23 protein-coding genes and 1 tRNA gene are annotated in these 20577 nt (G+C 73.9%); 10 read left to right on the top strand and 14 right to left on the bottom strand.

Annotation, left to right across the window (positions count from 1 at the left end):
- Positions 1 to 5: 5 nt before the first annotated feature.
- The 8 genes from E2C05_RS12515 to E2C05_RS12480 form a co-directional block, all read right to left on the bottom strand.
- The gene (locus tag E2C05_RS12515; protein WP_133219970.1) at positions 6 to 947 is read right to left on the bottom strand and encodes a ketopantoate reductase family protein; all 942 of its coding nucleotides are present in this window, start codon (positions 945 to 947) and stop codon (positions 6 to 8) included.
- A gap of 113 nt (positions 948 to 1060) precedes the next feature.
- Entirely contained in the window at positions 1061 to 1960 is a 900-nt protein-coding gene (locus tag E2C05_RS12510; RefSeq protein ID WP_133219969.1) for a lipid A biosynthesis lauroyl acyltransferase, read from the bottom strand.
- A 5-nt stretch (positions 1961 to 1965) separates the two neighbouring features.
- Positions 1966 to 2988 carry a zinc-binding dehydrogenase gene (locus E2C05_RS12505; RefSeq protein WP_133219968.1) on the bottom strand — a complete coding sequence of 341 codons (1023 nt, stop codon included), beginning with the start codon at positions 2986 to 2988 and terminating at the stop codon, positions 1966 to 1968.
- Between the two features lie 84 nt (positions 2989 to 3072).
- Positions 3073 to 4356: a beta-ketoacyl-ACP synthase gene (locus E2C05_RS12500; protein ID WP_133219967.1), complete on the bottom strand. Its 1284-nt coding sequence runs from the start codon at positions 4354 to 4356 to the stop codon at positions 3073 to 3075.
- Positions 4357 to 5523, bottom strand: coding sequence for a beta-ketoacyl-ACP synthase (locus E2C05_RS12495; RefSeq protein ID WP_133219966.1), 1167 nt, complete (start codon positions 5521 to 5523; stop codon positions 4357 to 4359).
- Entirely contained in the window at positions 5520 to 5984 is a 465-nt protein-coding gene (locus E2C05_RS12490) for a 3-hydroxyacyl-ACP dehydratase FabZ family protein (RefSeq protein WP_133219965.1), read from the bottom strand. The genes E2C05_RS12495 and E2C05_RS12490 overlap by 4 nt, the downstream gene beginning before the upstream one ends.
- A gap of 12 nt (positions 5985 to 5996) precedes the next feature.
- Positions 5997 to 6281: an acyl carrier protein gene (locus tag E2C05_RS12485; protein WP_133219964.1), complete on the bottom strand. Its 285-nt coding sequence runs from the start codon at positions 6279 to 6281 to the stop codon at positions 5997 to 5999.
- An 87-nt stretch (positions 6282 to 6368) separates the two neighbouring features.
- Positions 6369 to 6454 (bottom strand) — tRNA-Leu (locus E2C05_RS12480).
- Positions 6455 to 6766: 312 nt separating this feature from the next.
- Between E2C05_RS12480 and E2C05_RS12475 the strand changes: the two genes are divergently transcribed.
- The 4 genes from E2C05_RS12475 (at position 6767) to E2C05_RS12460 (ending at position 9719) form a co-directional block, all read left to right on the top strand.
- Positions 6767 to 6994, top strand: coding sequence for a hypothetical protein (locus tag E2C05_RS12475; protein ID WP_133219963.1), 228 nt, complete (start codon positions 6767 to 6769; stop codon positions 6992 to 6994).
- 166 nt (positions 6995 to 7160) lie between these two features.
- Positions 7161 to 7922 (top strand): trehalose-phosphatase, encoded by a 762-nt coding sequence (gene otsB, locus E2C05_RS12470; RefSeq protein WP_133219962.1) that lies wholly within the window; start codon positions 7161 to 7163, stop codon positions 7920 to 7922.
- Complete coding sequence (locus E2C05_RS12465; RefSeq protein ID WP_133219961.1) at positions 7919 to 9301, top strand: alpha,alpha-trehalose-phosphate synthase (UDP-forming); 1383 nt, start codon at positions 7919 to 7921, stop codon at positions 9299 to 9301. The genes otsB and E2C05_RS12465 overlap by 4 nt, the downstream gene beginning before the upstream one ends.
- A 160-nt stretch (positions 9302 to 9461) precedes the next feature.
- The gene (locus tag E2C05_RS12460; protein WP_133219960.1) at positions 9462 to 9719 is read left to right on the top strand and encodes a hypothetical protein; all 258 of its coding nucleotides are present in this window, start codon (positions 9462 to 9464) and stop codon (positions 9717 to 9719) included.
- Positions 9720 to 10117: 398 nt separating this feature from the next.
- On the opposite strand, the gene E2C05_RS12455 is transcribed toward E2C05_RS12460, so the two are convergent.
- Positions 10118 to 11341: an NAD(P)-binding domain-containing protein gene (locus E2C05_RS12455; RefSeq protein ID WP_133219959.1), complete on the bottom strand. Its 1224-nt coding sequence runs from the start codon at positions 11339 to 11341 to the stop codon at positions 10118 to 10120.
- Positions 11342 to 11538: 197 nt separating this feature from the next.
- Positions 11539 to 12522 (bottom strand): Bug family tripartite tricarboxylate transporter substrate binding protein, encoded by a 984-nt coding sequence (locus tag E2C05_RS12450; RefSeq protein ID WP_133219958.1) that lies wholly within the window; start codon positions 12520 to 12522, stop codon positions 11539 to 11541.
- 95 nt (positions 12523 to 12617) lie between these two features.
- Here E2C05_RS12450 and E2C05_RS12445 point away from each other — a divergent pair, with 95 nt between their 5' ends.
- Positions 12618 to 13544 carry a LysR family transcriptional regulator gene (locus tag E2C05_RS12445; RefSeq protein ID WP_133219957.1) on the top strand — a complete coding sequence of 309 codons (927 nt, stop codon included), beginning with the start codon at positions 12618 to 12620 and terminating at the stop codon, positions 13542 to 13544.
- A 294-nt stretch (positions 13545 to 13838) separates the two neighbouring features.
- Here the strand turns inward: E2C05_RS12445 and E2C05_RS12440 are convergent, their stop codons facing one another.
- Together E2C05_RS12440 and E2C05_RS12435 are read right to left on the bottom strand one after the other, a co-directional pair.
- Complete coding sequence (locus E2C05_RS12440; RefSeq protein WP_133219980.1) at positions 13839 to 14471, bottom strand: glutathione S-transferase family protein; 633 nt, start codon at positions 14469 to 14471, stop codon at positions 13839 to 13841.
- A gap of 5 nt (positions 14472 to 14476) precedes the next feature.
- Positions 14477 to 15103, bottom strand: a complete 627-nt coding sequence (locus E2C05_RS12435) for a glutathione S-transferase family protein (protein WP_133219956.1) — start codon at positions 15101 to 15103, stop codon at positions 14477 to 14479.
- Between the two features lie 115 nt (positions 15104 to 15218).
- On the opposite strand from E2C05_RS12435, the gene E2C05_RS12430 reads away from it, so the two are divergent.
- The 4 genes from E2C05_RS12430 (at position 15219) to E2C05_RS12415 (ending at position 18051) form a co-directional block, all read left to right on the top strand.
- Complete coding sequence (locus tag E2C05_RS12430) at positions 15219 to 15692, top strand: disulfide bond formation protein B (protein WP_133219955.1); 474 nt, start codon at positions 15219 to 15221, stop codon at positions 15690 to 15692.
- Positions 15689 to 16261 (top strand): demethoxyubiquinone hydroxylase family protein, encoded by a 573-nt coding sequence (locus E2C05_RS12425; protein ID WP_133219954.1) that lies wholly within the window; start codon positions 15689 to 15691, stop codon positions 16259 to 16261. Before E2C05_RS12430 ends, E2C05_RS12425 begins: the two co-directional genes overlap by 4 nt.
- A gap of 174 nt (positions 16262 to 16435) precedes the next feature.
- Positions 16436 to 16903: a YybH family protein gene (locus E2C05_RS12420; RefSeq protein ID WP_133219953.1), complete on the top strand. Its 468-nt coding sequence runs from the start codon at positions 16436 to 16438 to the stop codon at positions 16901 to 16903.
- Positions 16904 to 17085: 182 nt separating this feature from the next.
- Positions 17086 to 18051 carry an alpha/beta hydrolase gene (locus E2C05_RS12415; RefSeq protein WP_133219952.1) on the top strand — a complete coding sequence of 322 codons (966 nt, stop codon included), beginning with the start codon at positions 17086 to 17088 and terminating at the stop codon, positions 18049 to 18051.
- A 137-nt stretch (positions 18052 to 18188) separates the two neighbouring features.
- On the opposite strand, the gene E2C05_RS12410 is transcribed toward E2C05_RS12415, so the two are convergent.
- Both E2C05_RS12410 and E2C05_RS12405 read right to left on the bottom strand, forming a co-directional pair.
- Entirely contained in the window at positions 18189 to 18764 is a 576-nt protein-coding gene (locus E2C05_RS12410; RefSeq protein WP_192912454.1) for an HNH endonuclease, read from the bottom strand.
- Between the two features lie 161 nt (positions 18765 to 18925).
- On the bottom strand, positions 18926 to 19603 hold the full coding sequence (locus E2C05_RS12405) for an alpha/beta hydrolase (protein WP_133219951.1): 678 nt from the start codon (positions 19601 to 19603) through the stop codon (positions 18926 to 18928).
- Positions 19604 to 19647: 44 nt separating this feature from the next.
- Between E2C05_RS12405 and gluQRS the strand changes: the two genes are divergently transcribed.
- A complete protein-coding gene (gene gluQRS, locus E2C05_RS12400) occupies positions 19648 to 20523 on the top strand; it encodes a tRNA glutamyl-Q(34) synthetase GluQRS (RefSeq protein ID WP_133219950.1) in 876 nt (291 codons plus the stop codon).
- Positions 20524 to 20577 lie beyond the last annotated feature (54 nt).

Genomic DNA, 20577 nt, shown 5'->3' with positions numbered 1-20577 from the left:
GCGCCTCAGCCCCGCGGCAGCCGCCCGGCATCCCGCCGCTGCTCATAGGCCTTGGCGTGCAGGAAGGCGGCCTCGTGGATCTCCGTGGGCAGGCCCGCCGCGCGCGCCGCCTGCAGCAGGAAGCCCAGGATGTGGTCGGCCTCGATCCGGCCGCCCGCCTCCAGGTCCCGCAGCATGGAGGTGGCATAGCCCGCTGCCGGGTCGGCGAACAGCGCGCGGTATTCCGCCAGGAAGCCGTCGAGCATCGGATGGCCCTGCGCGGCGGCGATGGCCGCATTGCGCTCCAGCACCCGGTGCATGAAATCGACGCCGCCCGGGCTGCGGGCGATCTCGCCGGTATTGGCGCGCATCAGCACCGTGCCGATCGCGCTGGTGCCCAGATGCACCAGCTTCTCCCACATCCGCTGCAGGATGTCGGGCACCGCCGTCGCCACCATGCCGGTCGCCTGCGCGCCCAGCGCCGCCAGCGCCTCCACCCGCGGGCTCATCCGCCCATCGGTCTCGCCGAAGGTCAGCCAGCGCCAGTCATTCATCTGCGTGACCACGCCTGCCGGCGTCAGCGTCGCCTGGATCTTGGCGAGGCCGCCCAGCACGCGGTCGGCGCCGAATTCCCCCTGCAGCGTGGCGATATGCGCCAGGCCGTTCAGCACCGGCAGCACCGCGGTGCGCGCATCCACCGCCGGGCGGATGGTGGCGATGGCATCGTCCAGGTCATAGGCCTTGCAGGTCAGCAGGATCACGTCCCAGCCGGGGCCGACCTCCCCGGCCAGCAGCGTCGTCGCCGGCATTTGCGCATCGCCGAAGGGGCTGGCGATCATCAGCCCGTCGCGCGCCAATTGCTCCCGCCGGCGGGGGCGGACGACATAGGCGACCTCGGCGCCCGCCTGCTGCAGCCGGCCGCCGAAATACCCGCCGAGCGCGCCGGCGCCCAAGACCAGGATGCGCATGCTGTCCTCCCGTCATGGGAGGGGGCCTTGCCCCCTCCGGACCATCCTCACCAGGGGCCGAGCGACGCCTGGGCCGGCCCCGGTCCGCCCGATCGGCGAGGGCCGTCGGGCAGTCATCGCCAGCGCCGGTGCATCCACAGCCACTGGCCGGGATGCTCGCGCACCCAGCCTTCGACGATGCGGTTCAGCAGCGCCGTCGCCGCCTCCACATCCACCCGGCCCCTGGCATCGCGCGGCAAGGCCACCGCCTCCGTCAGTTCCAATCGGAAGCCGCCATCCGCCTCCCGGATCGCCCGCGCCCCATGCACCGGGCAGTCGAAGCGTCGCGCCAGATGCGCCACCAGCGGGTTCGACGCGGCGGGCCGGCCCAGGAAGGGCACCAGCGGCCCGCGGCCGAAGCGCTGGTCGACCAGCATGCCGACATGCAGGCCGGCGTCCAGCGCCTCCATCATGCGGATCGGCGCCTCGATCCCGGCCGGGATCAACCGGCCCATGCTCGCCTCCCGCAGCGCCACGATGTCGCGGGCGACGCTGCGGTTGTTCGGCGTGCGGTACAGCACCGCCGCCGCCAGCCCGTGCTTCGCCGCCGCCACCGCCGGCAATTCCCAGTTCGCCAGATGCGCGGCGAAGAACAGCGCCGGCTTGCCGTCATCGCGCAGCGCCAGGAAGCGGGCGATCACCTCCGGCGCGATGCGGATGCGGCCGGGCCGCGGCGCCTGCTCGTCGAAATCCCACAGCGCATCCAGATGCGGGTATTCCGCGGCGGTGCGGCCCAGATTGTCCCAGGCCTCCCGCGCGATGCGCGCATGGGCGTCCGGCGGCAGGTCGGGGAAGGCGTGGCGGATGTTGTCGAGCGCGGTGCGGTGCACCGGCAGCAAGGGCCCTATGGTCCGCGCCACCGCCGCGCCCAGCGCCGCGGCGCGGTCCGGCCCCAGCAGCCGCACCAGCGCGAACAGCCCGCGCACCAGGGCGGCGACGACGGAATCCGCCGCCTGGCGCAGCCCGGCCCGCATCGCCGCTACAGGGTGACGACGATCTTGCCGAAGACGCGCCGGCTCTCCAGCCGCTCCAGCGCCCCGGCGAAATCCTCGAGCGGCGCGACGGTGTCGATCACCGGCGTCAGCCCGCCCGCCATCTTGCCCAGGCCATCGGCGATGTTGCGCATGGATGCGCCGAAGCTGCCGAAGATCCTGAGCTGGCGCTGGAAGATCATCATCAGGTTCGTCTCGGCCGAGACGCCGCTGGTGCTGCCGCAGGTGACCAGGCGCCCGCCCATGCGCAGGCAGAGCAGGCTTCCGGCCCAGGTGGTGGCCCCGACATGCTCGAACACCACGTCCACACCGCGCTTCTGCGTCACCTTGCGCGCCACGCTCTCGAACCGGTCGGTGACGTAGTTCACCACATGGTCGGCGCCCAGCGCGCGCGCCTGGGCGCATTTCTCGTCCGACCCGGCGGTCGCGATCACCGTGCAGCCTAGCGCCTTGGCCATCTTGACCGCGACGGTGCCGATGCCCGACCCGGCGGCCTGGATCAGGATGGTCTCGCCCGGCTCCAGCCGGGCATTGTCGAACAGCATGTGCTCGACGGTGGAGAAGGTGATGGCGGCGCAGGCGGCGTCGTTCACCGCCACGCCCTCGGGCACCGGCACCAGCAGCCGCGCATCCTGGTTCACCAGTTCCTGCGCGAAGCCGTCCACATGGAAGCCCTTCACCCCGCGGACATTCTCGCAGAGGTTGTCGCGCCCATCGCGGCAGGCGCGGCACGCGCCGCAGGTCAGCGCGCCATAGGGCACCGCACGCTGGCCGATGCGCCAGCCGGTCACGCCCGCGCCCAGCGCGGCGACCTCGCCCACCGCCTCGGCGCCCACGGTCAGCGGCATCTGGCGCTTGGCGAAGGCCATGCCGCGCCAGCCCCAGACATCGATATGGTTCAGCGCCACGGCGCGCATGCGCAGCTGCACCTCGCCCGGGCCGGGCGGCGGCGGCGGCTCCATGTCCACCAGCCGCGTGTCGCGGTCGCCGAACAGTCTCAGCGCGCGCATGTCAGCGGCCCCCCGGGCAGCGGGCGGATCCGGCCCGCCGCGCCGTTCGGCGCAGGCGGCGAACCGCTCCGGCCATCGGGCCGCTCATGGCGCCGCCCCCAGCACCAGGCACACATTCTGCCCGCCGAAGCCGAAGCTGTTGGACAGCACGCGGCGGACCCGCGCCGGGCGCTTGACGTTCGGCACGACGTCGAGCGGGATGGCCGGGTCCGGCGTCTCGTGGTTGATGGTCGGCGGCAGCACGCCGTCGCGGATGGCCAGCAGGCTGAACACCGCCTCGATCGCGCCGGCCGCCGACAACGTGTGGCCGATCATCGACTTGTTGGAGGAGATCGGCGGGCAGGCCTCACCGAAGACGGCGCGCATGCCCAGCGTCTCCATCTTGTCGTTCTCCGGCGTGCCGGTGCCATGCGCGTTCACGTAGTCGATGTCGGCCGGCTGCAGCCCCGCATCGGCGATGGCCGCCCGCATGGCGCCGATGATGGCGCCGCCATCCGGGTTGCTGCGGGTGCGGTGGAAGCTGTCGGCCCGCTCGCCGCAGCCCAGCAGCAGGCCCAGCACCGTGGCGCCGCGCGCCCGCGCGCTCTCCAGGCTCTCCAGCACCAGCGCCGCCGCGCCCTCGCTCATCACGAAGCCCTCGCGGGTCTTCTCGAAGGGGCGGGACGCCCTCGCCGGGTCCTCGTTGCGGGCGGACAGGGCCGAGAGCAGCGAGAAGCGGATCAGCGCCTCCGGCTGCACGCTGCCCTCGGCGCCGATGCAGAGCGCCGCCGTCGCCTCGCCGCGCTGGATCGCCTCGACGCCCAGCTGGATGGAGGAGGCGCCGGTGGCGCAGGCGGTGGTGAGGGAGATCGGCGCACCCTGGGTGCCGAAGCGGTCGGCCAGCCGCTCCCCCACCCCGCCGAACAGCACGCCCTCGAACAGGTCCTGCCGGCCGGTGGCGGCGGCGACCATGGCGGGATAGGTCCCGGCGGCGGGGCCGTTGCCGGCGCGGGCGAGGTCGAGCCGCTGCGGCCATTCCACCTCGACCGGCGGCATGCCGAGGAAGAGCGGGCCGGGGAAGCCCATGCCCTGTTCCGCGCGGCCGCCGAGGCCGGCGCCGGCCAGCGCCTCCGCCGCGGCCAGCGCCGCCATGCGCTCGACCCGCTCGGGCGAGCAGACCGCCCGCGCCGGGTCCTCGTCCGGCAGGTCCACCTGGCCGGCGATGGTGGTGCGCAGGTGCTCGGTCGGGAAGCGGGTGATGCGGCGGATGCCGGACCGGCCGGCCAGCAGCCCTTCCCAGCTCGCCGCCACGCCGATGCCGAGCGGCGTGACCAGCCCGATGCCGGTGACGGCGACGACGGGGCGGCCGAGGTGATCCGTGAGGTCCATCTAGACGGGCTCCACCAGGGCCAGCGCCTCGCCGCGCCAGGCGCCGAAGCCGGTGACCAGCGCCTGCGGCGCCGCGCCCGCCTGCACCGCCAGGGCGCCGAGGGCGAGGTTGGCGGGAAAGGCGGCCTCGACCCCATGGCCGATCAGGTCCGCGGTGTGCCGCAGCAGGCCCGGCGCCGGGCCGGCCTCGCGCAGCCGCGCCAGCAGCGCGGCCTCCGCTGCCAGGGGCGCGGCGATGCCGGTGGCGCCGGTCAGCACGGCATGGCCCGGCCGCAGCGCCAGGCCCTCGGCCAGCCGCGCCGCGCTCGCCTCGGCCGTGTCGGCGCCGCGCCGCCGCGCCGCCGCCGTCCGCACCGGGCCCAGCCGGGCGATGCCGGCGGCGCCGCGGGCGCGCGCATGGCTCTCGGTCTCCAGCACCAGGAAGGCGGCGACGCTGCCCATCACCAGCCCGCCGCCCGCGGGCTGCCGCGCCGCCACCGGCGCCCAGGCGCCGCGCCAGAGCTGGCCGGAGGCGGCGTAGAGCAGCAGCATGTCCCAGCGCGCCGCCGCATAGGCGCCGCCCACCAGGGCGATCCTGGCTCCCCCCTTGGCGCGCCCCTCGGCCAGCCGCGCCGCGGCGATGCGCACCGCATCGGCGGCCGCGCTCTCCTCACCCATGAAGGTGCGGGAGGACCCGGTGACGCCGTGCACGATGGAGATGTTGCCGGCCAGCAGGTTGGAGAGCTGCGCCAGGAACAGCGTCGGCCTGAGGCCGGAGGCGAGGCGTTCGTTGAGCACCCGCCCGGCCTCGGCGGCGGGCAGGCGGGCGATCTCGGCGCAGACCGCCTCGTCCAGCGCCACGTCCCGCTCGCCGCCACCGGCGGCGACGATCAGGTGCATGTCGGCGACGAGGCCGCGCGCCCCGGCATGGTCGATCGCCAGCCCGGCGGCATAGGTGCCCAGGCGCTGCCAGGGCTCCATCTGCCGCTGGTCGCCCTTCTTCGGGATCTGCCGGTCGAGGTCGAGCGCCGGCAGCGGATGGATGGGGAAGGGGGCGAAGCCCGCCTCGTCCAGCACCGGCAGGGATCCGGCCCGCGCGCCGTCCGCGAGGGCGGCGCGATGGACCTCCGGCCCCTCGCCCAGGGAGGAGACGAGGCCGAGGCCGGTGATCCAGATGGTCTCGGTCATGCCGTGGGTCGTCCGGTGGGCAGCCCGATCCGCGCCGCCTGCGCCCGCATCGCGGCTTCCAGCTCGGGCGCCGGGAAGGGCAGGGTGCGGAAGGTCAGCGCGGCGTCGCAGATCCGCTTGCCGCCAGCCGATATGGCGGCCTTGGTCACGGCATAGCCCGAGCCGTCATGCTCGAGCGTCGCGGTCACCTCCAGCCGCGTCTCCGGCACCACGAAGCTGCGGAACTTCGCCTCCTTCACGCCGGACAGGAAGGGCATGCGGGCGAAGCCGAAGCGGTGCAGCAGCAGGTAGCCGGAGGCCTGGGCCATGGTCTCCACCAGCAGCACCCCGGGGACCAGCGGGTGGCCGGGGAAATGCCCCTCGAAGACCGGGCTCTCGGCCGGCACCACGGCCTCGGCGGCGATGGCCTCGGGACCGACCTCGCTCACCCGGTCGATCATCTGGAAGTATTCGAGGCGCATCGCCCGGCCGGGTCAGCCCGCCGCCTTGGCGGCGACCAGTTCCTCGATGCGGGCGGCGAGGTTCTTCATGACGAAGTACTGCTCGGCCGGGGCCGCGCCGTTGTTCACTTCCTGCGTCCAGGCCTCGACCGGGACCTTGATGCCGAAGGCCTTGTCGATGGCGAAGACGATGTCGAGGAAGTCGAGGCTGTCGATGCCCAGATCCTCGATCACATGGCTGTCCGGCGTGATCTTGTCGCGGGGGACGTCGGACGTCTCCGCGATGATGTCGGCGATGCGGTCGAGCGCCGATGCCATGGCGAATCTCCGGGACGTTATCGTGGAGCGGGTCTTTTGCGCGAACCGGGCCGATTGTCCAGCGCCGGCGCCGGGCCGGAGCCATGCTGGTGCCCCCGGGGAGATTCGAACTCCCACACCCTCTCGGGCGAGCGATTTTGAGTCGCCTGCGTCTACCGTTCCGCCACAGGGGCCGCGCCCGGCGTCTCTAGAGCAGATCGCCGCGCGGCGGAAGCTTGGCCCCCGGCGCGGTCACCGGCGCCGGGACGGGCCGGGGCGCCGCGCGCGCCGGCGGCAGGGCGCCCCCCCGGCGCATCCGGTCGCCCCCGACGCGGCGGCACGCCCGGGCAATGCCGGCAGGTCACCCCAGCCGCGGGGCCTCGCTTTTCCGTGTGCAATGCTCACGCTTCCGTGTATTGTGTACGTCATGAGGCGCGCGGCGGGCCGCTTCACGGGCCCCGCCGCCGCGCCGTTCCACCGCCAGCCACTCAGAAGGGATGCCGCGCATGCGGGACGCTTCCCGGCACCAGGCGCGCGCCGAACAGCGCGCCCTGACCGTCTCCGTCGCCTGGATGCTGCTGGTGCAGCTGGCCTGCGTGCTGCTCTGGGATGCCGGGTTCTTCGGCCGGCAGGCGGCGCTCATCCATTGGCTGCTGGTCGGCGTCCTGCCGCCGGCCCTCGCCCTCTGGACCATGCGGCCGGTCGAGCCGGCGCCGGTCCGCCACCGCCGCTGACCCGCCCCGCGCCGCCGGCCCCGCCCGGCGGCCGGACGCCGCCCGCCTCTCCGCCGGCTGTGACCGGATCCGCTGCGGCCTCGCGCCCTCGCGACGCAACGCGGCGGGCCCAGCGGGCTTGACCCGTCACATGGCCGGACCTTTCCTCCTCCCGCCGCCGCCGGGGATGCCCGGCCTGGGCCCCATCGGCCGCGCGGCGCTGCTCCTCGATTTCGACGGGACCCTGGTGGAGATCGCGCCGCGGCCCGACGCCGTGCGCGTGCCGCCGGACCTGCCCGGGCTGCTGCACCGCCTCTCCGGCGCGCTGCAGGGCGCGCTGGCGATCGTCAGCGGCCGGCCGCTGCGCGACCTCGACCAGTTCCTGCCGGTTCCGCTGGCCATGGCCGGCGACCATGGCGCCAGCCTGCGGCCGGAGCCGGGGCGGCCCGCCCTCGACCCGGACCTGCCGAACCCCCCCGCCGCCTGGCGCGCCCGCGCCGCGGCGCTGGTGGCGGCGCATCCCGGCGCGCTGATCGAGGACAAGGACCACGGCTTCGTCGTGCATTACCGCCAGGCCCCCGATCTGGGCCCGGCGGCCGAGGCGCTGCTGGCCAGCCTGGTCGCCGAGGATGCCGGGGCCTTCACCCTGCTCGAGGCCCGCATGGCCTGGGAGGTGAAGCCGCGCGGCGCCAGCAAGGGCACCGCCACCGCGGCGCTGATGGGCCGCCCGCCCTTCCAGGGCCGCGTGCCGGTCTTCATCGGCGACGACGTCACCGACGAGGAAGGAATGGCGGTGGCACGACGCCTGGGCGGCTTCGGCTTCCGGCTACAGGATGCCTTCGGCACGCCGGCCGCGCTGCGGGACTGGCTGGCCAGCGCCGTCGCGCCGCCCTTCGAGCCCGCGCGACCCCTGGCGACGCCACCCGCGCCCGACGGCGCCGGGCCGTGAACCGGCTCGTTGTCGTCGCCAACCGCGTGCCCGACCCCGCGGCGCGCGGCGCCACCGCCGGCGGGCTGGCCGTCGCCCTGCAGGACGCGCTGACGCGGCGGGAGGCGGTGTGGTTCGGCTGGTCCGGCCGCATCGCCGAGGCGACCGGCGGCGAGCCGGCCGAAACCCGCATCGGGCGCATCGCCTACACGACCCTGGACCTGGGGCGGGAGGACCACCGGCGCTACTATGCCGGCTTCTCCAACGCCTCGCTCTGGCCGACCCTGCACTACCGCCTCGGCCTCGCGCAGTTCGACCGCCAGGACTATGCCGGCTACCGCGCGGTGAATGCCGCCTTCGCCGATGCCCTGGCGCCGCGCCTGCGGCCGGACGACACGGTCTGGGTGCACGACTTCCACCTGTTCCCCATGGCGGCGGAACTGCGCCGGCGCGGCTGCGGCCAGCGCATCGGCTTCTTCCTGCACGTGCCCTTCCCGCCGGCGGCGCTGTTCTGCGCCCTGCCGCGGGCCGAGGAATTGCTGGCCGACCTGGCCGGCTACGACGTCATCGGGCTGCAGACCGAGGACGACGTGACCAATCTCCGCGCCGCCCTGATCGGCATCGGCCAGCCGGAGGCGGCGGCGCGCGTCGCCGCCTTCCCGATCGGGATCGAGGCCGAGCCCTTCGCGGCGCTGGCGGTGAAGGCGCTGGAGAAGCGGGAGACCGAGCGCTTCCGGCTGAGCCTGGTCGAGCGCGCGCTGATCATCGGCGTGGATCGGCTGGACTACACCAAGGGCCTGCCGCAGCGCTTCTGCGGCTATGGCCAGCTTCTGGCGCGCTTCAAGGCGCACCGGTCGAAGGTCACCTACCTGCAGGTGGCGCCCGTCTCGCGCGGCGACGTGGCGGAGTACCGCACGCTGCGGCGGGAGCTGGACGAATGGGTCGGCCGCATCAATGGCCAGCATGCCGAGCCGGACTGGGCGCCGCTGCGCTACATGACCCGGGCGGTGGCGCGGCCGGTGCTGGCCGGCTTCATGCGCATGGCCCGCGTCGGGCTGGTGACGCCGCTGCGGGACGGCATGAACCTGGTGGCGAAGGAATATGTCGCGGCCCAGGATCCCGAGGATCCGGGCGTGCTGGTGCTGTCGCGCTTCGCCGGCGCGGTGGCGCAACTGCCGGGCGCGCTGCTGGTGAACCCGCTGGACCCGGACGAGATCGCCGAGGCGCTGGACCAGGCGCTGCGCATGCCGCGGGAGGAGCGGCAGCAGCGCTGGCAGGACTGCGCCGTCTCGGTCTTCCGCGACGGCGCGCGCGCCTGGTGCCGCGACTTCCTGGCGGCGCTGGAGGGCGCCAACGACACGGCGGCGGAGGAGCCGGTCCGGCGCCGGGCGCGGGCCTGAGCGCGCCGCCGGCGGGCGGGGCCGGGGCCGCTCAATTCCGCTGAGTCCGGTGCGGCCCCATCCGCGGCAAGGCGGCCGGACAGGCCGGTTTCGGCGAGGATCGGGCTTTACATTTTAGGAATTTTTCCCTTTAATGCCGGCCCGGTTCGGAGCGGCCCGCATGATCATCCGCGTCTCCCCGCAATGGCAGGTCACCATCCCGAAGGCCTTCCGCCGGGATTTCGGCATCACGCGGGAGGCCGAGGCGCGCATGTTCCGCGGCGCCCTGATGCTGCGGCCGATCCTCTTCACCTCCACCGGGCGGCTGCTGGAGCGCTACGGGCAGGAGGGCATCACCGCCGAGGTGCTGGCCACGGCGCTCGACATCGTCGGGCGGCGACGGCGGGCGGAGGCGGAGGAGGCATCCGGACAGCCTTGATTTTATTCCTATAGACGGAGAGGCGGGCGAAGTCCAGCACCGGCCTTCCCGGCGCCGCGCGCGGCGGCCCGGCCGCCGGCCGCGCGGCTTGGACGCGGCCTTGCCGCCGCGGGGCCGGAGGGGCGCCGCACCGGGCGCGGACCCCGCGGCGCCTGGATCTCCCGTCCGGCCGATGGCCCGGCGCGGCTGGCCCGCCAGGCAGGTCGCATGGCGACGACGCGCTGCTGGCGGAAGGGGAGCCGCGCCTTGGGCAACGCACGCCCCGCCGCGATCCGCGCCCATGCTCAAACCAGCCAGCATCATGCTGACCGGCATGATCACTGGGTCTGGCGCGCAGCCGTCACGCCAACCCTGTACGCGTGCCGGCGCGCAGCCGTCGGGACGTCTGTTCGCCGGCATCAGGTCCGGCCCTGGATGTGATCCGCAATATGCGCCGCGTCCTCGCCGACGCCCCACAGGAATGCCGATTTCACCTTGTGCAGCCTCGGCAACCCAAGGACGTAGAGCCCGGCGATCCCGGTGATGCCACGACGGTGCAACGGGACTCCCCTGGCATCGAGCACCGGGCACTCGATCCAGCCGAAATCGTAGCCATAGCCAAGCGCCCAGATGACCGTGCCGATGCCGGCATCGCGCAGATCCAGGCTTTCGGGCTCTGGCAGTGGTGGGTGCGGCGTGCCGGAGCACGCATCGAACTCGCCCCGTGGCGGGGCGGCGACGCCATGGGCGTCGATGAAGCCGTCGATCGATTGCAGCGTCGCGCGAAAGCTGGCGTCGCCTGCATCGAGGTTGGCGTTCAGGTCGGCCGCGAACCAGGCCCGGCCGTCCCGCACGCCCTGCAGGCTGCCGAGCAGCCTTGCGCCCCGGCGTGCCATGCCGCGGATGTCGACGGTGTGGCCGCCCCGCACGCCGGTGAGGAGAGGCGGGCGGAAGCCCGGCGGAATCTGGTCCGGGGTCCGGTTCGTGAACCCCATCTCCTCGTCCCACTGGCCGAAGTCGCGGCCGCGATAGCGCCGCGGGACGCGCCGATGCCCGCGCAGCGAGAAATGCACGGGCCGGCCATGCAGCAGCAGGTCCTCCACGATCTGGCAGCCCGAGGCGCCGGACCCCACCACCAGGACGCCACCCGGCGGCAGCTCCCCCGGGTTCGTGTAGCGGTTCGCGGTGATCTGGCGGATCCCCGGCGGCAGGCCTATCGCGGCCTCCGGGATGCGCGGGGTCTGGTAGGGCCCGGTCGCGACCACGACGTTGGCGGCTTCCATCGTCATCGGGCCGGCCTCCACCAGGAAGCGGCCGCCGTCGCGGAGCCGAAGCGCGTCGACCCTGACGCCGCATCGGACCGGCGCGGCGATGCTGGCCGCATAGGCGGCGATGAAGGCGGCGACGCCGTCGCGGTGCATGAAGCCGTCGCGGTCGGCGCCCGGATAGGTGTAGCCGGGCAGGCGCAGCATCCAGTTCGGGAACTGGAAGTGCAGCGAGTCCCAGCGCTCGCTCCTCCAGCGTTCGGCGACACGCCCGCGCTCGAGGACGAGGTGCTCGCGCCCGCGCTGCCGAAGCTGGTGGCTCATGACGAGGCCGGCCTGGCCTCCGCCGACCACGATGGTCTCGATGCGTTCGGGCATGGGTCGGCTCCGCCGGGCGGTCAGCGGACCACAGGCTCGGGCGCCTCCGCCAAGGGCTGCGGCGCATCTCGGCGGGTCTTTTCCGGCCCGGCAGCGTCCGTGGCCTCGCCGATGCAACCAGCCCCGTCTGCGGCCACGCCCTGGCCGGTCCGAAAAACCCCTCGCCGATCCATCGCCGGGCCCTTTGCAGGCACGCCCTACTCCACCCTGATCCCGGCCGCCCGCACCACCTGCCGCCAGCGATCGGTCTCGGCAAGGATCAACCGTCCAAGGTCCTCCGGCGTGCCGGGCATGGCCTGCGCGCCCATCTGCGCCAGGCGCTGGTCCAGGGCCGGGGCGGCGAGCCCGGCATTCACCTCCTCGTTGAGGCGCCGGACCACCGCGGCGGGCGTGCCCTTCGGGGCACCGATCCCATACCAGGAGCTCACCTCGTACCCAGGCAGGGTGTCCGACAGGCTCGGCACCTCGGGCAGCATGTCGGCGCGCGCCGCCGTGGTCACGGCGAGCGCCCTCACCCTGCCGCTGCGGACATGCTCGATCGAGGACGGCACCGCGTCGATCATGACCTGGACCTGCCCGCCGACCAGGTCGGTCAGCGCCGGCCCCGATCCGCGATAGGGGACATGGATCATCTCCACGCCGGCCATCCGCTTGAACAATTCGGCGGCCACATGCTGCGGCGTGCCGTTGCCGGCGGAGGCGATGCCGATCCTGCCGGGGTTGGCCCGCGCATGCGCGACAAGCTCCGGCACGCTCCGGACGGGCAGCCCAGGATGGACGATCAGGACGAAGGGCACGCGGGCCAGTCCGGCCACGGGCTCGATGTCCCGGCTGAAGGTGAAGGAGAGGGTCTCGTACAGCGTCTCGTTGATGGTGTTCACCGGGCCGAAGACCAGCAGGGTGTGGCCATCCGGCGCCGCCCGGACGACCAGTTCGGTGCCGATGTTGCTGCCCGCTCCGGGCCGGCTCTCGACGACGAATGGCTGGCCCAGGCGGGTCGAGAGCACTTGGCCGGCCAGGCGGGCCATGATGTCCATCGGCCCGCCCGGCGGAAAGCCGATCACCAGGCGGACCGGCCGGGAGGGATAGGCCGCCTCCGCGGCGGCGCGGCGCGAAGGCGTGGCGGGCAATGCCGCGACGCCAAGCGCGCGGGCAAGGACTGTCCGGCGGACCAGGGCCATCTCGGCGCCTCCACGGGGCTCGGTGCCGCCCTGCGTAGCACCGCGCTGATATACGAGCCATAATCGTGGAGACGCGTAATCCAGACGGGTGGCGTATGGCACTCGAGCTTCGGCACCTCCGCTACTTCGTCGCCGTGGCGCAGGAAGGCCACATCACGCGCGCGGCCGAACGGCTCGGGATGCAGCAGCCGCCGCTGAGCCAGCAGATCAAGGCCCTGGAGCGCGAGATCGGCGTCCAGCTGTTTCGCCGCAAGGCACGCGGCGTCGAACCGACGGATGCGGGGCGCGGCTTCCTCGCCGATGCGCTGGCGGTCCTGGCGCGGGTGGACGAGGCGGTCGAGGCGGCCCGGCGCACGGCGGCCGGCCAGCAGGGCAGGCTGCGGATCGGCCTGCCGCCGAGCGCACCGTTCCACCCCTTCGTGCCACGGATGATCCGGCGGTTCCGGGAGGCATACCCCCTGGTTTCGGTGAGCATGGAGGAGTGCCTGAGGGCTGAGCTCATCGACAGCCTGCAGGCGGGGCGGCTGGACGTTTCCTTCATCCGCGCGTCGATCCCCCCGCCCAAAGGCCTCGACATGCACCTGCTGCTGGAGGAGCCGATGGTCGTGGCCCTGTCCGCGGCACATCCGCTGGCGCGGCTCCCCCCGGACGCCGGTGCCGTTCCGCTCGCGCAGCTCGCGCCGGAGACCTTCATCGTCTATGCGCGGCAGCAGGGGCCGGCGCTCTACGAGGCCACCCTGGCGGCCTGTGCGGAAGCGGGGTTCAGCCCCCGCCTGGGCCAGGAGGCGCCGCGGATCATGTCCGCCCTGAGCCTGGTCGCGAGCGGGCTGGGCGTGACCCTGGTGCCGGCCTCCATGCAGAGCATGACGATGGACGGCGTGGCGTTCCGGCAGATCCTCGGTCCCGGCCGGCCCAGGGCCTTCCTGTCCATCGCGGCGCGGCGCGACGCCGCCTCGGCGCCCACGCGCCACTTCGTTGCCATGGTCCGTCGTGCCGCGCGGGATGCGGCGTGTTCGCGCTGACGCCCCCGAGGTCGCGCCGGACTCCGCCGGGGGGGGGGCGTGCGCATGGCCCGGTTGCCCGAAGTCCGGCGGACATGACCGCTTCGGGTCGGCACGGATTGCACGCCGTGGGTACCAGGCGTCAGAGCTTGAGCAGCAGCACCGGACCGCCTCCGGGTGTCGAGGCCGGTACCTGCCGATCGGGCCGGAACGCTATAGCGGCTTGCGTTCAGAATTGGACGCCGCGCCGCTGTGGCGTGTTGTCTTCAAAGCAGATTCACGCTCCGGGCCGTTCACGGCCCTCCGCGATCCGCCCTAGCTCAGCGGCACCGCGACGTGCTTGGCATAAGGCGGCCGCGCCTGCAGCCGGGCATACCAGGCCTCCAGCCGCGGCATCGGCGGCCGTTCGACCGGCAGCGCGAACCAGCGATGCAGGAAGCCGCCCATGGCGATGTCGGCGATGCTGAAGCCGCCGGCCAGGTAATCCTGGCCCTCCAGCCGCGCCTCGACGATGCGCCACAGCCGCTCCGCCCCGTCGCGCGCGCGGGCGCAGGCGGCCATGTCGCGCTGCTCCTCCGGCGTGCGGACCAGGGTCCAGAAGATCACCCGCATCGGCTCGTTGAGGGAGGCGAGCGTCCAGTCCATCCAGCGCTCGACATCGGCGCGCGCCTCCGGCGCCTCCGGGTAGAAGAGGTTGCCGCCCGGCTGGGTGCGGCAGAGATAGCGCAGGATCGCGTGGCTCTCCCACAGGGTGAAGCCATGCGGCATCACCAGCGTCGGCACCGTCGCATTCGGGTTCATCGCGGCATAGTCGGGGTCGCGCGTCCGGCCGAAGGCGCCGCCGGCATCGATGCGCTCGAAGGGCAGCGCCATCTCGTCCAGCAGCCACAGCACCTTCATCACGTTGACCGAATTCGCCCGCCCCCAGACGGTCAGCAGCCTGGTCATCGCGGTCACGTCAGCGGCACGGCGACATGCGCGGCGAAGCCCGGATGCTGCGCCTGCAGCCGCTGGTACCAGGCTTCGAGCGCCGGCATCGGCGCCCGGTCGACCGGCAGCGCGAACCAGCGGTGCAGGTAGGGGCCGAATGCGATGTCGGCCAGCGAGAAGCCGCCCGCCACATAGTCCTTCCCCGCCAGCTGGCGGTCGACGATGCCCCACAGCGCCTCCGCCTCGTCCCGCGCCTTCGCGGTCGCCGCCATGTCGCGCTTCTCCGGCGGGGTGCGGACATAGGTGAAGAAGATGGTGGTCATCGGCCCGTTCAGCGTCGCCAGCTGCCAGTCCATCCAGCGCTCCACATCCGCGCGGGCCTTCGGCGCGGTGGGGTGGATGGGATCGCCCGGCTTCCGCGTGGCGACCAGGTAGCGGAGGATGGAGTTGCTCTCCCACAGCGTGTAGCCGTCGGGCTCCTCGATCACCGGCACCCGGCTGTTCGGGTTCATCGCCAGGAAGAAGGGCTCGTTGGTCCTGCCGAAGGCGCCGCCGGCATCGATCCGCTCATAGGGGATCGAGAGCTCCTCGCAGAGCCAGAGCACCTTCATGACGTTGCTCGAACTCGTCCGGCCCCAGAGCTTCAGCATGGCGCATCCCCTTCCGTTCCCGGGCAGCCTAGCACCGGCCGCGGCGATGGCCGAAGGGGGGGGGCGGCCGCCGGGTCGGGTTGCGGGGGCGGGGTGGGCGGGGGAGAAGGGCGGCATGACGCAAGCCTTGCTGCTGGCGGCGCTGGCCGCCGCCGCGCCGCTCTTCGCCCGCGCCTCGGAGGATTGGTTCGGCCTTGCCCCCTGCGAGCTCTGCCTCTGGCAGCGCTGGCCCTACTGGGCGGCGGCGGCGCTGGCGGTCGCGGCCGCCCTCTGGCCGCGCGGGCGGCGGGTCCTGGTGGCGCTGGCGGTGCTGGCCGTGCTCGGCTCCGGCGCGGTCGCGGCCTTCCATGTCGGGGTGGAGCAGGGCTGGTGGCCCTCGCCACTCGCGGGCTGCCAGGTGCCGCGCTCGGCCGGCGGCAGCGTGGAGGACATGCTGCGCGGCCTGTCCGCCCGCCCGTCCAAGCCCTGCGACGCGCCGGCCTACCTGATCCCCGGCCTGCCGCTCTCCATGGCGGCGATGAACCTGCTCTATGCGCTTGGCCTTTCCGCCGGCGCCGCCATCTGGATGCGGAGAGGAGCCAGGCCATGAGCGAAGCAGGGACCGGCGCACGCCGGACCGGGGAGGGGCGGCTGCCGGGCGACCCGACGCCGCGCCAGATGGTGGAACGGGTGATCCGGGTGGACCATGCCGGGGAGTATGGCGCCAAGCGCATCTACCAGGGCCAGCTGGCGGTGCTGCGCGGGACGAAGTGGGAAAAGCTGATCCGCCACATGCAGGCGCAGGAGCAGGTGCATCTCGACACCTTCTCGGGGCTGATCCCGAAGCGGCGGGTGCGGCCGACGGCGCTGCTGCCGGTCTGGCATGTGGCGGGCTTCGCGCTGGGCGCGGCGACGGCGCTGCTCGGCCACCGCGCCGCCATGGCCTGCACGGTCGCGGTGGAAGAGGCGATCGACGAGCACTACCAGGCGCAGGAAGCCGCGCTGGGCGAGGACGAGGCGGAGTTGCGCGGCCATATCCGGCAGTTCCGGGCGGAGGAACTGGAGCACCGCGACATCGGCCTGGAGCATGAGGCGGAGCAGGCGCCGGCCTACCGGCTGCTGAGCGCGGCGATCAAGGCCGGCTGCAAGGTGGCGATCAAGGTGAGCGAGCGGGTGTAGCGCGGCGCGGCCCCGGGGCGCGAATGCCGGGCCGCCGCCGCCAAGCGGCGGCCTGCGCCGGACGGTGCACGGGGCTCGGCCTGCGCCGGAAGGCGCGCGGGGGTTGGCCTGCGCGCGGGGCTTGACCTGCGCCGCGCGGCGCGCGGCGATGGCGGGCCGCAGAAGGATCCGCGCATGCCCAACCTCCCCCTTCCCGAAGCCGATGCCGCCACCAGCGCGCTGGTGAAGACCTGGCTGGCGGATTTCGCCGCCCGGGTCCGCGACGTGGACTATGCCGGCGCCTACCCCTTCTGGCACGACGACATCGTCATCTTCGGCACCTTCCAGGAATTGGTGCGGAGCCGGCAACGCTGGACCGACACGCAGTGGGACAATGTCTGGCCGCGCACCGCCGACTTCGCCTTCGACCTCGACAACACCCTGGTCCTCGCCTCCCCCGACGGGGCCATGGCCGTCGCCGTCACGCCCTGGGCCAGCACCGGCTTCCACCCGGACGGCACGCCCTTCCCGCGGCCGGGCCGCGCCACCATCGTGCTGGCGCGCCAGCCGGATGGGCGCTGGGTGGGCGTGCACAGCCACATGTCGCTGGGCAAGGGCGTGCCGCAGGACAGCCATGGCAAGCGCCCGGTGAAGGCCCGCTGAGCCGGACGCCGCGCGGCTGGACGCCAGCCGCCGGCCGCGCCAGGCTTCCCGCCGGGGCCTGGGACGGCCTGCCCGGGCCCCGCAGCCGGCAGGCCGCGGCTGGCCGGTGATCCAAGCAAGAATGGCTGTCCGCGCCGCGGCCGTCGGGCCGCGCCGCGATCCGCCCTGGGGAGCAAATGCCCATGCCCGTGGACCCGCAGATCCAGGCACTGCTCGAGGCCGGCCGCCATCTGCCGCGGACCGAGACGCTCTCCGTCCCCGCCGCCCGGGCGCAGTACGAGGCGCGGATCGCCGCCATGGCCCCGCCCGCCCGCATCGCCCGGGTGGAGGAGCGGGTGATCGAGGGCCCGACCGGCCTGCCGCTGCGCATCCGGGCCTACACGCCGGAGGGGCAGGGGCCCTTTCCGCTGCTGGTCTTCTTCCATGGCAGCGGCTTCGTGCTCTGCAGCCTCGACACGCATGACGGCATCTGCCGCAACCTCTGCGCCGGGGCGGGCTGCGTCGTCGCCTCGGTGGATTACCGGCTGGCGCCGGAGCATCCCTTTCCCGCGGCGCCGGAGGATTGCCTGCACGCCACGCGCTGGTGCGCCGCCCAGGCCGCGGCGCTCGGCGCCGATCCCGCACGCATCGTGGTCGGCGGCGACAGCGCCGGCGGCAACCTGGCGGCGGTGACGGCGCTGCGGCTGCGGGAGGAAAGCGGGCCCGCGCTGCTCGGCCAGATGCTGCTCTACCCGGTGACGGACTGGCACAGCCCCGGCTGGCCCTCCTATGCCGAGAATGCCGAGGGCTATGGCCTGACCCGCGCCACCATGGAATGGTTCTGGGGCCACTACCTGCCGGACCCGGCGACGCAGGCCGCGCATCCGCATGCCGCGCCCATCAAGGCGGAAAGCCTCGCCGGCCTGCCGCCGGCGCTGGTCACCACCGCCGAATACGACCCGCTGCGCGACGAGGCCGAGGCCTATGCCGAGAGGCTGCGGGCGGCCGGCGTGCCGGTGGCCTGCACCCGCTGGCTCGGCCTGAACCACGGCTTCTATTTCTGGTCCGGCAGGGTGGACCGCTGCACCGCGGCGATGGCGGAGGCGGCGGGCTGGCTGCGGGAGGCCTTCGCCGGCCGGCCGCCGCTTTGGGCGACGACGCATCGCTGAGGCGCCGCAGCGGCCGGCACCCATGGCTGGCCGGGGGGGGATAGGCGTTCCGGGACAGGAGTGCTTGGCGCGCCACCGCGACGCCGGCCGATCGCCCGACGACGGCCCGCGGGCGTCAGGGCCGCCGCGGACCGCCCTCAGCTCTCCAGCTCGGAATCCCAGTACAGGTAGTCCCGCCAGCTCTCATGCAGGTAGTTCGGCGGGAAGGCGCGGCCATTCTCCTGCAGCTCCCAGCTCGTCGGCTGGCGCGGCGCCTGGCGGGGGTGCATCTGGCATTCCCGCGGCAGCTTGTTCCCCTTGCGCAGGTTGCAGGGGCCGCAGGCGGTGCAGACATTCTCCCAGGTGGTGCGGCCGCCGCGGCTGCGCGGGATCACGTGGTCGAAGGTCAGGTCATGCGTCGGCCGGCCCTCGCCGCAATACTGGCATTCGAAGCGGTCGCGCAGGAAGACGTTGAACCGGGTGAAGGCCGGCCGCCGCGCCGCCGGGATGTATTCCTTCAGCGCGATCACGCTGGGCAGCCGCATCGACAGCGTCGGCGAATGCACCACCGCCTCGTACTCGTTCAGCACCGAGACGCGGTCGAGGAAGACGGCCTTCACCGCATCCTGCCAGGACCAGATGGAGAGCGGAAAATAGGACAGCGGGCGGAAATCCGCGTTCAGCACGAGGGCCGGGAAGGACTGGCCACCGATGAAGCTACCGCCGTCAGGCAAGCGCCGCTCCTATGCGGGGCGGGGCCGACTAAGGATGGGGCCTGTCACACATATTGCGCCCCAGATCCTGTGGCACCGCCGTGTTCCGCATCCTTCATGCCAGCCCGCCGACAGCCGCGCAAGGCAGGGGGGCCGAACGGCGGGGGGCTTTCATGCCTTCGTCATGCCGCCCCCGGGCCCGCGGCCGCGAGGCCGAAGGCGGCGCGCAGCACCCGCAGCCCGGCGGCCAGCCCTGCCGGGTCGATGCCATGCGCCAGGCCGGGGCGGTACAGCGCCTCCACCGGCACCCCGGCGGCGCGCAGCGCCGATTCGGCCAGGCGCGAGGCCTGCGCCGGCACGATGTCATCCGCCTCCCCATGCACCAGCAGCACCGGCGGGCGGGCGGCGATCTCCGCCGCCAGCCGGTCCGCCCCCAGCAGCGCGCCGGAATAGCCGAGGATGGCGGCCGGCGCCGTCGCCCGCCGCAAGCCGGTGAACAGCGCCATCATGCAGCCCTGGGAGAAGCCGGCCAGCGCCAGCGCCTCCCCCGGCAGCCCGTGCCGCGCCAGCTCGGCATCCAGGAAGGCGTCCAGCCCGGCCCGCGCCGCCGCCGCGCCGGAAGCCATCGCCGCCGGCCGCCGGTCCTGCAGGCTGAACCATTGCCGGCCGAAGGGGCCCATGTCGCAGGCCTCGGGCGCATCCGGCGCGACGAAGGCGGCATGGGGCAGCGCCTCGGCCCAGTCGGGGGCAAGGCCGATCAGGTCCTGCCCGTCGGCGCCCAGCCCGTGCAGCAGCACGACGAGTTGCCTGGGGGCGCCGCCCGCCTTCGGGCCGAAGCGGGGTCCGTCGAGGCCTGCCATGCGTCTTGCTCCTTCCGCCGCCCGCCCGCTACGCCCCGCGGGCGATGCCCGCAACCCAAAGCCTGCGTCACCTGCTGCCGGACCTGCCCGCCGGCGCGGTGACGCGCTTCGCCCCCAGCCCGACCGGCTTCCTGCATCTGGGCCATGCCCATTCGGCGCTCTTCGCCGCAGCGCTGGCCGAGGCCGCTGGCGGCCGCTTCCTCCTCCGGCTCGAGGATATCGACGCCACCCGCTGCCGCCCGGAATTCGCCGCGGCGATCGCGGCGGACCTGGCCTGGCTCGGCCTGTGCTGGGACGGCCCGGTGCGGGTGCAGTCCGCCCACCTGCCGGACTACCGCGCGGCGCTGGACAGGCTGGCGGCGCGCGGCCTGCTCTATCCCTGCTTCTGCACCCGCGCGGCGATCCAGCGCGAGATCGCCGCGGCCGGCCATGCGCCGCATGGTCCCGACGGCCCGCTCTATCCCGGCACCTGTCGCCGCCTGACGCCCGCCGCGCGCGCGGCGCGCCTCGCCGCCGGCGAGCCCTACGCCCTGCGGCTGGACATGGCGGCGGCGCTGGCGGCGGCGCCGTCCGACCTGTCCTTCCACGAACTCGGCCAGGGGCGGCTGCGCTGCGACCCCGGGCAGTTCGGCGATGCGGTGCTGGCGCGGAAGGACACGCCGGCCAGCTACCATCTCTGCGTCACCCATGACGATGCGCTGCAGGGCATCACGCTGGTGACGCGCGGGGAGGACCTGAAGCCCGCCACCCACCTGCACCGGCTGCTGCAGGCGCTGCTCGGCTGGCCGGAGCCGGCCTATGCGCATCACCCGCTGCTGCTGGGCGCCGACGGCAAGCGGCTGGCGAAGCGGGACGGGGCGCGGCCGTTGCGGCAGGCGGGGCCGACGCCGCAGGCGGTGCGGGCGCTCGCCGGCTGGTGAGCCGCTGGCCCGGCGCCCGGATGCGCCGGGCGATGCCGGGGCCGGTCGGGCGGC

The organism is Paracraurococcus ruber, assembly GCF_004353985.1.
Classification (GTDB): Bacteria; Pseudomonadota; Alphaproteobacteria; order Acetobacterales; family Acetobacteraceae; genus Paracraurococcus; species Paracraurococcus ruber.
This window is presented reverse-complemented; position numbering and strand designations above follow the sequence as displayed.